Genomic DNA, 13,054 nt, shown 5'->3' with positions numbered 1-13,054 from the left:
ATGGAATTTCTGCACATTATGGTTCCGGTTGCCGTTATTATTGTTATTGCATTGGTTATCATTTTGTTTTGGGCTGTGCGTACAGGTCAATTTGACGACTTAGAACGGCAAGGATTCAATATTTTAATGGATGAAGAACAAAAGAAGGCAAAGTCGAAAGCGCAGAATAAGAATACCGAGGGCTCTAAGCAGTGAGTATGACGGTCGATTTTGGCGCCGCGTTTTTAATGGGGTTGGCCGGCAGCGGCCATTGCCTTGCCATGTGTGGTGGCCTCGCCGGTGCTATGGGCTTGCAAAAACGTTTTAGCGCCTTATTTTTCTACAACTTTGGTCGCATATTTTCCTACGCTATTGCCGGCTCTGTAGTCGCCTCGGCGCTTTTTGCGGTGCACACACTGCAGCCCAACACACTGGTTTATTTTCGTTTGCTCGCCGGCTTAATGATGATTTTACTGGCTTTGTATTTGCTCGAAAAACGCCTCGCGCTACTTTGGCTAGAGCGCGTCGGTGCAAAGCTTTGGAAACGAATTCAACCTCTTGGACTGCGTTTACGCGGCAAAACGGGGCTTCACCATGCACTCTTGGCAGGCATGTTATGGGGCTGGCTGCCTTGTGGTTTAGTGTACAGCGCGCTTTCGTGGGCGGCACTTTCGGCCGCGCCGTTGCACGGCGGTGTTTTTATGTTGGCCTTTGGAGCAGGAACACTACCAAGCATGCTCACGGTCGGCGTTGCTAGCCAACGGCTACAAGGTATTTTAAAATCCCGCGGTTTCCGTTGGATTTCTGCCTTAATTCTGGCAGGATACGGGGTAGCAACCATTGCCATTGGGGTAATGCAATTACGCTAGAGATCGAGGGAAGCATGGCCAACGACAAGTCGGTGTCGAACCACATTCATTGTCAGAATTGCGGCATTAACCAATTGTGCCTGCCCTACACGCTCGACGACAGTTCACTCACGAAGCTCGACTCTATTATTGAGCGTAAACGCCCTTATCAACGTGGCGACGTGTTGTTTCGTGCAGGCGACCCACTTATCTCTCTGTACGCAGTGCGCTCTGGCTGTTTAAAAAGCTACATGCTGAACGACTCGGGTGAAATGCAAATTACCGCTTTTCATTTACCCGGCGACCTCATTGGCTTTTCGTCCATTGCAGAAAACAGCTACCAAGGATATACCGAAGCTTTAGAAACCAGCATGGTATGTGAAATCCCTTACGACAATCTCGAATCTTTGAGTGGTCAGCTACCTACCTTACGGCGCCAAATTTTACGGCTAATGAGCGACGAGATTAACACCGACAAGCGTATGTTAAGTCTGGTAACTTCGCGCAGTGCAGAAGAACGGCTCGCTACCTTCCTAATTGAGCTCTCCGCTCGCTTTCGCAAGCGTGGCTTGTCGTCGCGCGAGTTTCGTTTAAGTATGACCCGTGCCGAAATTGGCAATTACTTAGGGTTAACGGTGGAAACCGTAAGCCGCTTACTGGGCAAATTCCAAAAAGAAAGCCTGATTAAAGTCGACGGTCGCTTTGTTTCCTTGCTCAACGTTGACGCTATTAGTTCAATCGCTGGAATTTTGCCTATTCCTTGTCAGCAACAGGCATAACCCGTCGCCGTCAGCTATAGTAAAACATAGGTTAATGATTACGTTTAATCAGGAGGATTGGGGTTATGTATCGTCATATTCTCACTGTGCTAGAAGCAGACACCACTGAGCAAAAAGCGCTCTCACGGGCGCTTCACATTGCGCGTTTAGAACAAGCCAAACTGACCTTATTTATCAGTATTTATGACTTTGCCTATGAAATGACAACCATGTTGTCGAGTGAGGAGCGCGAGCAAATGCGCTATTCGCTGATTGAAGATCGCAAAGAATGGATTGCCGATATTCTAGAAGACTTCGATACCCATGGGCTTAGCATAGAGTTCGACATTGTATGGCATCACCGCCCTTACGAAGCCATTATTCGGTCGGCATTGGCATGTAAAGCCGATTTAATCGTAAAAGGAACCCGCAAACACGACACCCTGCCCTCGGTTATTTTCACCCCCACCGATTGGAGCTTATTGCGTAAAGCACCCACCCCAGTATTATTGGTGAAAGACCACGACTGGCCACCCCAAGGCCAGGTATTATGCGCGGTACATGCGGCTTCGGAGTCGAACGTTCACCAAAGTTTAAACAAGGAGCTGTTAACAAGCGCCGATTACATGGCCAATAAACTTTCCGCTAACTTGCATGTGGTGAATTGTTACCCCGGCGCGCCGGCTACCATAGCGATGGAAATTCCCGAATTCGATACCCAGAATTACCAAGCAAGCGTGCGTGAGTTTCATGAACAGGCTCTCGATAGTTTAATGAACACCAATGGCCATATTCATGCTGAGCTGCATTTACGCGAAGGCATGCCCGAAGACGAAATTCCCACACTCGCAAAAGAACTCGACGCTGAGCTTGTAGTGCTGGGCACCATTGGCAGAACAGGGCTTTCAGCCGCTTTTCTCGGCAATACCGCCGAACATGTTATTGAGCGCCTCAACTGCGACTTGCTGGCCTTAAAACCCGCTGGTTTTAAAAGCCCAATTCAAGCCTAACCCGAACACATTTGCGCCATTGAATAGGCGGCAGTATACTAGCCGCCTTTTTCACGAGAGGTGTAGTTTGTGTCTGATAATTCTCCTGTGCGCGCGCGCCAAAGCGGCAATGTAAACAAGCTGGAAAAACGAATTCGCCGAGCAACGGGCCAAGCGATCAGCGACTTCAATATGATCGAAGATAACGATCGTATTATGGTGTGTTTGTCGGGCGGTAAAGACAGTTATACCCTACTCGAAACCCTGCGGTATTTTCAGCATGTTGCCCCTATACGGTTTGAAATCATTGCGGTGAACCTTGATCAGAAACAGCCTGGGTTCCCCGAACACGTATTGCCCAACTATTTGCAGCAACAAGGGGTGGATTACCGCATTGTGGAAGAAGACACTTACAGTATTGTAAAAGACAAAATACCAGAAGGAAAAACAACCTGCTCGCTTTGCTCACGGTTACGCCGCGGCATTCTGTATCGCACGGCAAAAGAACTTGGCTGTACCAAAATAGCCTTAGGGCATCACCGCGACGACATGGTGGAAACACTTATGTTAAACATGTTTTACGGCGGCACGCTCAAGTCAATGCCGCCTAAATTGGTAAGCGACAACGGTGAACATGTAGTTATTCGACCACTGGCCTATGTGAAGGAAAAAGACATAGAGCGCTATGCGCGTGCGAAGCAGTACCCCATTATTCCCTGCAATTTGTGCGGCTCGCAGGAAAATTTACAACGCAAGGCCATAAAGGAAATGCTGCGCAGCTGGGACCTTCAGTACCCTGGGCGCATTGAAAGTATGTTTAAAGCGATGACACAGGTTGTGCCCTCACACTTAGTGGACCCTCAACTATTTAACTTTAAAGAAATTGAGGCAAACGGAGTGCCCTCAGAACAGGGTGATACCGCCTTCGACGTACCTCCCGTTGGGCAGGCAGAGCGCTTTCTTGTGGATGTTGACGCGCCGCAGGAACAAAAAAAGGAGCGCCAAGGCGCCCCTATAATTGTTCAAGTGAGTCATTAATTAGCAGTGAGCTCGGTTGTGCGTGCGGCTTCCGCTGCACGCTCAGCACCGAGAATGCCCTGAATAATGGGGCGATTCACGCGAATCATTTGATTTAACTCTTCAATGTATTCTTCGCCGCGCTCTGAATAACGCATAAGGCCAGCACTAAGTTCGGTTGCCGTAATAGTGGCATTGCGCTTACGAAGTTCCTGACGAATGGTGCGCAGGTCTTGGTAGGCAAAGTGAGTGTTTAGGTTGCGCATGTAACTGCGTACCGAGCTTTCCATACTGTCGAATAAACGTACTTCATAAACCTGCCCTTCCGGCCGCGCGTTCGGCACAATGCCACAGCCCGCCGTCCAACACCATTGCCCAAAAAAGTTACGTGCGTCTTGAGCAAACCGTGACGTTCCCCAGCCGCTTTCATTTGCAGCTTGAATAAGCACAAGAGTTTCCGGAATTATATCTACACGGCGCAGCAGCAAAGCAACTTGGTCCGTTATTTCCATACTCTGTTCCGTATTTTCGTTCACCCGATAGTAGTTCACCATTTCGGTAAGCCAACGCTGTTCGCGTGTATTGAGTTGTTCGCCCGCTTCTAACTTATTGGCAAGCCGAAGCAACTCTGTTCTTTTGCGCAAAATTTGACTGTTTTCAAACTGAATAGCCGGTAACAAGTAACTAAAAAATGCTTCTTTACGCTCGCGTACTTCGGCAATGTTGGAAAAGTCGGGAACCTGCCGTGTTTTTTGCGGGTGTGGAGGCGTAACCGGGGGCAACCGCATCGACATGCGCTGTGTGTCCGTATTTGTAGATAACGGGTCGGACCGATCTGCATTAATTGAAATTACAAAGGGTACAGCCATAGCAGCCAGTACAATTAAAACACTCAGAAGTTTCCCTAACATGTGCATAACACGCTCCTCGTTTTAAAGCTCTACGGTGTCGAGATCGTTCTCGACTGGGGTTTCAATACCAAATACGTCACGGTATACAATCCCGATTAAATTAAAGTACATGGGAACCACCCAAATCAGCCCTATGCCTAAAGTAAGCAGCCCTAAGAAAAATAGTACCAACATAACAAAATACAAAATAAAGAACTGAAAGAACTTACGCGCAGACACCTGAACCGACACTTTTATGGCCTTAAACGGTGACAAGTTGTCTTTAATAACCAATGGAATGGCAAGGTTGAGGGTTACCGCGAAGAAAATCCACATGGCGAAACCAATTAACCCAAACCCCGCGAAGGCAATGGCTAAACTGGCCGTAAGAATGGCTTGGCGAATGGCTTCTGTTGCAATAACAGGCCATGGCTGGCGAAACAAGGCAAACACCATCGAGGGTGTATTTGCCGGAACAATGGGTTTGTAACGCGCAAACGCGTCACTGAGTGCAACGGAGTTTTTTAACCCCATCATAAACAGCCCCGCCATAAAAATGGGCATAATGCCTATTTGTAAAACCATAAAAAGAAACAAATACATGGGCGTGGGGGCAATGCTTCCGTCCGGCAACTCTGTTGGCGGGAATAAACCTGCGATTAACTGCGAACAAACCAGGGCAATAACGAACATTATTAACGCACCGGTCACTATCGGTGCCTTTGTGGTTTTGGTGAGGCGCCATGCTTCTTCCAGCATCGCATTCGTGTCTATTTTAAAGTTATTGCTTAACGCCACTGATGGGCTGCCGCCTAAACGCTTAATTTCAGAGTGACTCGAACTCATGCTAAATCCTAGGTTAGTTGAAATTGAAAATGCCAATAGATGATGGTTAGTGTATCGTAAATGTCATTCAAAATAGAGAATTTGGTGAGTAATGAAGCTTCAACATGCGCCTAAACCAAAGCGCAAACCCAAACGCTCCACTCAGAATAAGCGGCCACGCCCCAAAACAATCGAGCTTTACGCACTGAATAAGCCCTTCAATACGCTTTGTCAGTTTACCGGCGAGGCTGGCGATACTACCCTCGCAAATTGGTTTCCAATTCAGAACATGTACCCTGCGGGTCGGCTCGACAAAGACAGCGAAGGGCTGTTATTGCTTACCAACGACGGTATTCTGCAAGCGCGGCTCACGGAGCCCAAAGGCATCAACAACGCACAAACGCGAGAGGGAAAAGTATACTGGGTATTGGTTGAAGGCGAGCCGAGTGAACTTGTTTTGCAACAACTTGAAGCCGGTGTCGAACTAAACGACGGGAAAACCCAGCCTGCGAAGGTAAGGCGGCTAGCCGAGCCACCCCAACTGTGGCCGCGAAATCCGCCGGTGCGGGTCCGCCAAAGCATTACCGATAGTTGGTTGGAAATAACCCTATTTGAAGGGAAAAACCGTCAAGTTCGGCGCATGACCGCGGCTGTTGGTCACCCTACTTTACGCTTAGTTCGGGTGCGTCACTCGGGTATTGCTTTAGCCGGCTTACAACCTGGCGAATGGCGAAAAGTGCCGATCGACAGCCTACCAAAGTCACTTCTCCCGCCTGCTAAAAAATGATAGAATTCGCGCCAATTTTGCAATGAGCGGAACTCAATCTCTGAATATGACTGAAACAGCTAGTAAGCGCGTTATTGTGGGCATGTCGGGCGGTGTCGACTCGTCAGTTTCGGCGTGGTTGTTACTTCAACAAGGGTATCAGGTTGAAGGCCTGTTCATGAAGAACTGGGAAGAAGACGACACCGAAGAATATTGCGCGGCGGCAGATGACCTGCGTGACGCACAGATGGTGTGTGACAAACTCGGAATTCAACTCCACACTGTGAATTTTGCGGCTGAGTACTGGGACCATGTGTTCGAACATTTCCTTACCGAATACAAAGCAGGTCGAACGCCAAACCCAGACATTATGTGCAACAAAGAAATTAAGTTTAAAGCCTTTCTCGACTTTGCCGCAGAAGTACTCGACGCGGATTACATTGCCACCGGTCACTACTGCCAAAGGCGTGAAGTGAACGGCAAGTTTGAACTGTTACGCGGGCTCGACACCAACAAAGACCAAAGCTACTTTTTATATACACTCAGCCATGAGCATGTAGCACGGACATTGTTTCCGGTTGGTGGTTTAGAAAAACCAGAGGTTCGTAGAATCGCTGAAGAGCAAGGGCTGGTTACCGCCAATAAAAAAGACTCCACAGGCATTTGCTTTATCGGCGAGCGCAAGTTCACCGACTTTTTGCAGCAATACTTGCCTGCGCAACCGGGCTCTATTGTCACTGTAAACGGCGAAACGATTGGCGAACACCAAGGCTTGATGTATCACACTATTGGTCAGCGTAAAGGCCTACACATTGGTGGTATGGCCGAAGCAGGGAGCGAGCCATGGTATGTTGTAGATAAAGATCTCGAGAAGAATCACCTTATTGTGGCACAAGGGAGTCAGCACCCGCGCTTGTTTTCAAGAGGCTTAATTGCCGGCCAAGTGCATTGGGTGAACCGCGAAACCTTAGCCGAGCCATTGTCGTGCGTGGTCAAAACCCGTTACCGCCAAGCCGATATTCCTTGCCAAGTTACGCCGTTAGACAATGGCGATTTAGAAGTGATTTTTACTGAACCTGTAGCTGCGGTTACCCCTGGCCAGTCGGCAGTGTTCTACCAAGGCGAGGTATGTTTAGGCGGCGCCATAATAGAGTCTCGTATTACCGACTTTGAGGTTGCCCTGTGAGTGTGTGGTCAGATCGTGCTCTCGCCTTTGCGGGTATCTGCCAGGCCGCTTTGGCCGTTCAACAACTCGCGCGCAAAGGCGAAATGTCGCCAGAAACCCTTGCCGAGCCGCTCTACAAAAGTTTGTTAATGGTCAATGCAGACAATACGGAGTCGGTCTATGGTAGCCGCAGTGCACTTACCCCTGGGCTTAAAGTTTTACAAGGCCAACTGAACGGCAACGACGCGAAAGATGTCGAGCAAACACAATACGTGGTTCGGATGCTCCAGCTTGAGCGGTTACTGATGAAAAATACCGAGGCGTTGAAAAAGCTCGGCTCTGGAGTTGATCAAATTGTACGGCAAAAAAATGAGTTCAACTTTGAACATTACCGTATTGTCGAAAACCTTGCCGGACTCTATAGCGACGTAATTAGTCCTTTGGGGCCTCGTATACAAGTACACGGCAACCCAAATTTATTAAAACAGCCTCATATTCAGCATCAAATACGCGCCCTACTGCTTGCCGGTGTGCGCAGTGCCGTGCTTTGGCGCCAACGCGGCGGTAAGCGGCGACAGATTATTTTTAATCGCAGTAAAATACTGCAGGCCACACAAATGTTGCTTGCCGACACTGTTGCCTAATTATTCTTTCAAAACCTTTTAATAACGGAGCTCACCATGGAACTTTCTTCACTCAGCGCAATAAGCCCAGTTGACGGCCGCTACGGCGACAAAACTTCAGCATTACGCCCGCTGGTTAGTGAGTTCGGGCTCATATTTCAGCGCGTAACTGTGGAAGTGCGTTGGTTACAACATTTAGCACAAATCGACGCTATTGAAGAAGTTCCTGCCCTGTCGCAAGAAGCGCACGTTTTTCTTAACAGCATTATTGCCGATTTTTCTGAAGCCGATGCCGCGCGCGTAAAAGCGATTGAAGCAACCACCAACCATGACGTAAAAGCGGTGGAATACTTCCTGAAAGAAAAAATAGAAAACCACTCTGAACTTGCTGCACTAAGTGAGTTTATTCATTTTGCTTGTACTTCAGAAGACATTAACAACTTGTCGCACGCGCTCATGTTACAAAGCGCCCGAGACCAAGTTGTAGTTCCCGCTGTTACCGCTATTTTGCAAAAATTGGCTGGTTTTGCAGCTGAATTCGCTGAAATTCCAATGATGTCACGCACTCATGGTCAGCCCGCTACACCGTCAACCTTCGGCAAAGAATTCGCCAATGTTGCAATGCGTCTCGATCGTCAACTATCGCAAATTAAAGACATTGAGTTTCTCGGTAAAATTAATGGTGCCGTAGGCAACTATAATGCCCACCTCGCCGCTTACCCAAATGTGAACTGGCACCAAGAATCAGAACGCTTTGTAACCAGTCTTGGCATTCAGTGGAACCCGTACACCACGCAAATAGAGCCGCACGACTACATTGCCGAATGGTTCGACGCTGTCGCCCGCTTGAATACTATTTTAATTGATCTTGATCGTGACGTTTGGGGCTATATTGCGCTTAATCACTTCAAGCAAAAAACCATAGCCGGCGAAGTTGGCTCGTCAACCATGCCGCACAAAGTTAACCCTATCGACTTTGAAAACTCTGAGGGTAATTTAGGCCTTGCGAATGCTGTCTTGAATCACCTTTCGGCCAAGTTGCCGGTGTCGCGTTGGCAGCGCGACCTGACCGACTCCACGGTGCTGCGTAATCTCGGTGTTGGCCTTGGCTACAGCCTAATTGGCTGGCAAGCGACCCTAAAAGGGCTCAATAAGTTAGAGATTAATCCAGAAAATCTCGCCAAAGAGCTCAATGAAAATTGGGAACTTTTGGCAGAGCCTGTGCAAACGGTAATGCGTCGTTATGGTATTGAAAAACCGTACGAGAAGTTAAAAGAATTAACGCGCGGCAAACGCCTTTCTGCAACCGACATGGCGCATTTTATCGACAACTTAGAACTTCCTGAGCACGCAAAAGTAGAACTTAAAGCGCTTACGCCGGCCAATTACATTGGCGACGCTGTACAGTTGGCAAAAACCGTTCATCAGTATTTGGAAAATCTCTAATGCTTGCGCTCGAGCACTTTAACGCTGAACAATTTAAAGCAGAGTATTGGCAACGAAAGCCAGGGATCTTTCGCCAGGTTTTGCCTGGTTTTACGGACCCGCTCAGTGCCGACGAGCTTGCTGGCTTAGCGCTCGAGCCCGGCGTAGACTCGCGTATTATTCAGAATGATCGCGGCAAGTGGAAGCTTAATCATGGGCCTTTCGAGGCATACGAAGAACTCGGCGATAGCCATTGGACTTTATTGGTCCAAGCGGTGAACGAGCACTTTCCCCCTGCCCGTGCGCTCTTGAACGCCTTTCGGTTTTTACCCGACTGGCGTATAGACGACCTTATGGTGAGCTTTGCCACGCCAAAAGGCGGTGTTGGCCCTCACCTTGACCAATACGACGTGTTTATTATTCAAGGCGAAGGAAAGCGGCGCTGGCGCATTGGTTTACCCGGTGACTTTAAAACCCTCACCCCACACCCAGAGTTAAAGCAAATTCCAGCTTTCGACGCTATTATCGACGAAGTGCTTGAGCCGGGAGATATGATATACATTCCCGCCAATCACCCGCACGAAGGTATAAGTTTAGAGCCCTCGTTGAACTACTCCGTTGGCTTTCGTGCACCGAGCCAAGCAGAGCTTATATCAGCGTGGGCCGACCACGCTATTGACCAAAATAAGTTTGAGCAACGGTTTCGCGACACACAAGCCAGTTTAGCGGCAAGCCCTGAGCACGTATCTTGGCACTTACCGGCCGCCGCAGTAACCGAGTTTCAACACTTAATGCAACAAGCGTTGGCGAACTGTAACGACATGCAAGCTTTTCTCGCCAGTTTTCTGTCAACCAACCCACGGCCGCCGCTACCTTTGTGGCCAGAGCATGAAATATCTGAAGAAAATCTCTTCGCATGGCTAGCCACCTGCGACACCCTTGGTTTTGTACCCGGTGTGCGCTGGTTAACAATCGAAGAAGAGCATAAGCATTGGCTGTATTTACAGGGAGAACGCTTCGCTTACAGTGCAAAGCTAGAAGAATTGTTAACCCTACTGCGCGAACAGGAATGGGTTAGCGCAGAAGAACTTCAGTTTTTCTGTGAGCAATGCACGGCTACAACTGCACTTGTGGTTTGGGCTAGCAATGAAGGTTTGCTGGTAGACAGCGAAGAGGTAGACGAAGAAGAAGAGGATTAAACCTCTTCTTCCCACATCGCGTTGTTTTCCGTAAGTGGATAAAGACGCTCAGCATTTTTAATAAATTCTTCGGCAATAGCTTTTTGTTGCGCATCAGGCGGTGTGTCACCATTTAAAATCATGTCGGCTTTTTGCTGCCAGCGGTAGCAAAAATAGCGCAATGCGTCGCGCGGTGTAGCGGCCGCCGAAGCGTCCATGTAATCGGTTGGTACTTCGCCCGACACAGCCCATACTTTGTCGGTTACGCCTTGAATCGAAAACTTCCAAATGGCTACCAATGGCGCCATGTAACGACTGTCTTTGGTAAGCACGCGTTCAGTCAGCACGCCATGTTGTGCCAAAAAGGCATTCGCAGCTTGAAACTTTTCACGTACCCACTCGTTATGCTGTTCTTCGGTCATTGCTTGGTATTGTTCGGTCATAATAATTTCTACAAAGTTTAAAAACCCAAGACTAACATTTTTCCGCATTGCGGGAAATGTCAAACTTTCTCAATCCCTTATCTGGACCGACCTGTAAGTGTAAACAAGGCTTACATTTTGATGCAAAAAAGATGTTAAATTTCGTGTGCTGTTGCTAGCAACTGAGTCGACAAAGTGGTAGTTTACGCAGCGTTTTTACGACAACTAGATAAGGGTTAATTTCATGTCCCTGTTTGAACACAAAGAGTTTGATAATCACGAAGAAGTCGTTTTTTGTCACGACAAAGCGACCGGATTAAAAGCGATCATTGCGGTGCATGACACAACAATGGGCCCCTCGTTAGGCGGCACACGTATGTGGAATTATGCATCTTCTGAAGACGCACTGACGGACGTACTGCGGCTTTCACGTGGAATGACTTACAAAAGCGCTCTCGCTGGTTTGCCTTTGGGTGGCGGTAAAGCTGTGATTATCGGCGACGCCAAAAAAGACAAAAGCGAAGCGCTTTTTAAAGCCTATGGTCGATTTGTCGACTCGCTTGGCGGTACTTATATTACCGCTGAAGACGTAAATATTCGTACCTCCGACATAGAAATTGTAGCGACTCAAACGCGCTATGTTGCAGGTACAGAAGGTAAAGCCGGTGACCCATCACCACACACTGCCTTAGGCACCTATTTAGGCTTAAAAGCAGCGGCTAAGCATGCGCTCGGTAGTGAAGACCTGAAAGGTATTCGTATTGCTGTTCAGGGCCTTGGCGCTGTAGGTTACGACTTTGCCGAGTATTGTGCAAAAGACGGTGCAGAGCTTTTTGTTTGCGACGTAAACCAAGAAAGTGTCGACCGTGCCGTAACAAAATTGGGTGCCACAGCCGTAAGTATTGAAGACATTTACGACGTTGAGTGTGACGTATACGCCCCCTGCGCACTCGGTGCAACGGTGAACGACGACACCTTAAAGCGCATTAAAGCAAAAATAATTGCCGGAAGCGCAAATAACCAGCTTGCAACGCCAGCGCACGACAAAATTGTGAAAGACATGGGTATTTTGTATGCGCCAGACTACGTTATTAATGCCGGTGGTGTTATTCACGTATGTTCAGAAGCCGCAAGCTTCAGCATGGAAGAAACCGCAGCACGTGTTCGCAACATCTACAACACACTGGACAAAATATTCACCCGGGCAACAGAAGAAAACCGCCCTACCGGTGAAATTGCCGACGAAATGGCGCGTGAAATTCTAGCGGCCAAAGCAGCAGAGCGTAGCCTGTAAGCGCACCGCAAAATAGGCGACTAAAAAGCGACCTTGCCAATTGAAGGTCGCTTTTTTTATACCACGCAATTGCACCTGCCTGTTCCCTATACGACCTGCCTGTTCTATACGAAAAGCCACACCAAATGCCACACCAAAAATTAACCGAGTTCTAAGCTGGTCACGCCAAACAATTTATCGATATCAACAGCCGGAAAGGGTCCGGTGTACATACGTGCGGTTTCGAATATAGGCTGCATGTTGTAGTTCTGTACCAAAGCCAACGCCAGTGGGTTAGCTTCCGGTATGTCGGCATACATAGGGCCTATTTTATAGCCCTGCAAACATTCTCTTAATACAGCGAAACCGACCAATTTATCTGCCACTTTCACGCCGAACCCTGTATGAATTAACGGGTCGATCCAGGCTTTTAGGAACGTGTCTCGAGATGCGGGAAACAGATTAGCGTCGTAGGCTAACAGCTCCGCAAACGCCACTTCGCCGTCTAAGGCAATATTGCGCCCTGCTAAGGTTGCCAAAGCGTAATCCCACAACTGTAAACCGTAGCCTTGCCCTCTAAAGCCTGGCTTTACAATATACAAACCTACAAAGCCAAAGTGTGTACCGTATTTCACTGCGGATATACCGGAAATAGCTTCACCGTTAAGTTCACCTACAAAAAAACCTGTTGGGTCTGCAGCATAAAAACAAGCCGCGTCGTGGAGACCCGGGTTCCAACCTTCGCCAGCTGCCCACTCAATCGCCAATGTGAGTTCATGGGCTCGCATGGGTCGAATGGTGTATGACGGCTTCATCAGCAACTCCCGCTCTCTCGTTTCCAATAAGAATGAACCGAAACGAGCGATCTTGCAAATGAAGCCCCAACACGCAATGGC

15 protein-coding genes are annotated in these 13,054 nt (G+C 48.4%); 11 read left to right on the top strand and 4 right to left on the bottom strand.

Annotated elements, in window-relative coordinates:
- The 5 genes from ccoS (at position 1) to ttcA (ending at position 3,612) form a co-directional block, all read left to right on the top strand.
- On the top strand, positions 1-195 hold the full coding sequence (ccoS, locus tag DQW12_RS01010; RefSeq protein WP_113905854.1) for a cbb3-type cytochrome oxidase assembly protein CcoS: 195 nt from the start codon (positions 1-3) through the stop codon (positions 193-195).
- A 2-nt stretch (positions 196-197) separates the two neighbouring features.
- Positions 198-848 (top strand): sulfite exporter TauE/SafE family protein, encoded by a 651-nt coding sequence (locus DQW12_RS01005; protein WP_113905853.1) that lies wholly within the window; start codon positions 198-200, stop codon positions 846-848.
- Positions 849-862: 14 nt separating this feature from the next.
- Positions 863-1,606, top strand: coding sequence for a fumarate/nitrate reduction transcriptional regulator Fnr (gene fnr, locus DQW12_RS01000; RefSeq protein ID WP_113905852.1), 744 nt, complete (start codon positions 863-865; stop codon positions 1,604-1,606).
- 65 nt (positions 1,607-1,671) lie between these two features.
- A complete protein-coding gene (gene uspE / locus DQW12_RS00995; protein ID WP_113905851.1) occupies positions 1,672-2,595 on the top strand; it encodes a universal stress protein UspE in 924 nt (307 codons plus the stop codon).
- 87 nt (positions 2,596-2,682) lie between these two features.
- On the top strand, positions 2,683-3,612 hold the full coding sequence (gene ttcA / locus DQW12_RS00990) for a tRNA 2-thiocytidine(32) synthetase TtcA (RefSeq protein ID WP_113906580.1): 930 nt from the start codon (positions 2,683-2,685) through the stop codon (positions 3,610-3,612).
- Here the strand turns inward: ttcA and DQW12_RS00985 are convergent.
- The gene (locus tag DQW12_RS00985; protein WP_232819854.1) at positions 3,609-4,502 is read right to left on the bottom strand and encodes a glucosaminidase domain-containing protein; all 894 of its coding nucleotides are present in this window, start codon (positions 4,500-4,502) and stop codon (positions 3,609-3,611) included. The genes ttcA and DQW12_RS00985 overlap by 4 nt on opposite strands.
- Positions 4,503-4,523: 21 nt before the next feature.
- Positions 4,524-5,327: a hypothetical protein gene (locus tag DQW12_RS00980; protein ID WP_113905849.1), complete on the bottom strand. Its 804-nt coding sequence runs from the start codon at positions 5,325-5,327 to the stop codon at positions 4,524-4,526.
- A 91-nt stretch (positions 5,328-5,418) separates the two neighbouring features.
- Here DQW12_RS00980 and DQW12_RS00975 point away from each other — a divergent pair, with 91 nt between their 5' ends.
- The 5 genes from DQW12_RS00975 to DQW12_RS00955 are packed head-to-tail and all read left to right on the top strand — an operon-like array spanning position 5,419 to position 10,484.
- Complete coding sequence (locus DQW12_RS00975; protein ID WP_113905848.1) at positions 5,419-6,093, top strand: pseudouridine synthase; 675 nt, start codon at positions 5,419-5,421, stop codon at positions 6,091-6,093.
- A 46-nt stretch (positions 6,094-6,139) separates the two neighbouring features.
- On the top strand, positions 6,140-7,258 hold the full coding sequence (gene mnmA / locus DQW12_RS00970) for a tRNA 2-thiouridine(34) synthase MnmA (RefSeq protein ID WP_113905847.1): 1,119 nt from the start codon (positions 6,140-6,142) through the stop codon (positions 7,256-7,258).
- A complete protein-coding gene (hflD, locus tag DQW12_RS00965; protein ID WP_113905846.1) occupies positions 7,255-7,881 on the top strand; it encodes a high frequency lysogenization protein HflD in 627 nt (208 codons plus the stop codon). Before mnmA ends, hflD begins: the two co-directional genes overlap by 4 nt.
- A gap of 36 nt (positions 7,882-7,917) precedes the next feature.
- Entirely contained in the window at positions 7,918-9,306 is a 1,389-nt protein-coding gene (purB, locus tag DQW12_RS00960) for an adenylosuccinate lyase (RefSeq protein WP_113905845.1), read from the top strand.
- A complete protein-coding gene (locus DQW12_RS00955; protein ID WP_113905844.1) occupies positions 9,306-10,484 on the top strand; it encodes a cupin domain-containing protein in 1,179 nt (392 codons plus the stop codon). The genes purB and DQW12_RS00955 overlap by 1 nt, the downstream gene beginning before the upstream one ends.
- Here DQW12_RS00955 and DQW12_RS00950 read toward each other — a convergent pair.
- Complete coding sequence (locus DQW12_RS00950; RefSeq protein WP_157957809.1) at positions 10,481-10,906, bottom strand: DUF4826 family protein; 426 nt, start codon at positions 10,904-10,906, stop codon at positions 10,481-10,483. The genes DQW12_RS00955 and DQW12_RS00950 overlap by 4 nt on opposite strands.
- Before the next feature lie 223 nt (positions 10,907-11,129).
- On the opposite strand from DQW12_RS00950, the gene DQW12_RS00945 reads away from it, so the two are divergent.
- Positions 11,130-12,179 (top strand): Leu/Phe/Val dehydrogenase, encoded by a 1,050-nt coding sequence (locus DQW12_RS00945; protein WP_113905842.1) that lies wholly within the window; start codon positions 11,130-11,132, stop codon positions 12,177-12,179.
- Positions 12,180-12,319: 140 nt separating this feature from the next.
- Here DQW12_RS00945 and DQW12_RS00940 read toward each other — a convergent pair whose 3' ends face one another.
- On the bottom strand, positions 12,320-12,973 hold the full coding sequence (locus DQW12_RS00940) for a GNAT family N-acetyltransferase (RefSeq protein WP_232819853.1): 654 nt from the start codon (positions 12,971-12,973) through the stop codon (positions 12,320-12,322).
- Positions 12,974-13,054: the final 81 nt, after the last annotated feature.

The sequence above is a fragment of the Aliidiomarina celeris genome (genome assembly GCF_003316875.1).
GTDB lineage: Bacteria > Pseudomonadota > Gammaproteobacteria > Enterobacterales > Alteromonadaceae > Aliidiomarina > Aliidiomarina celeris.
This window is presented reverse-complemented; position numbering and strand designations above follow the sequence as displayed.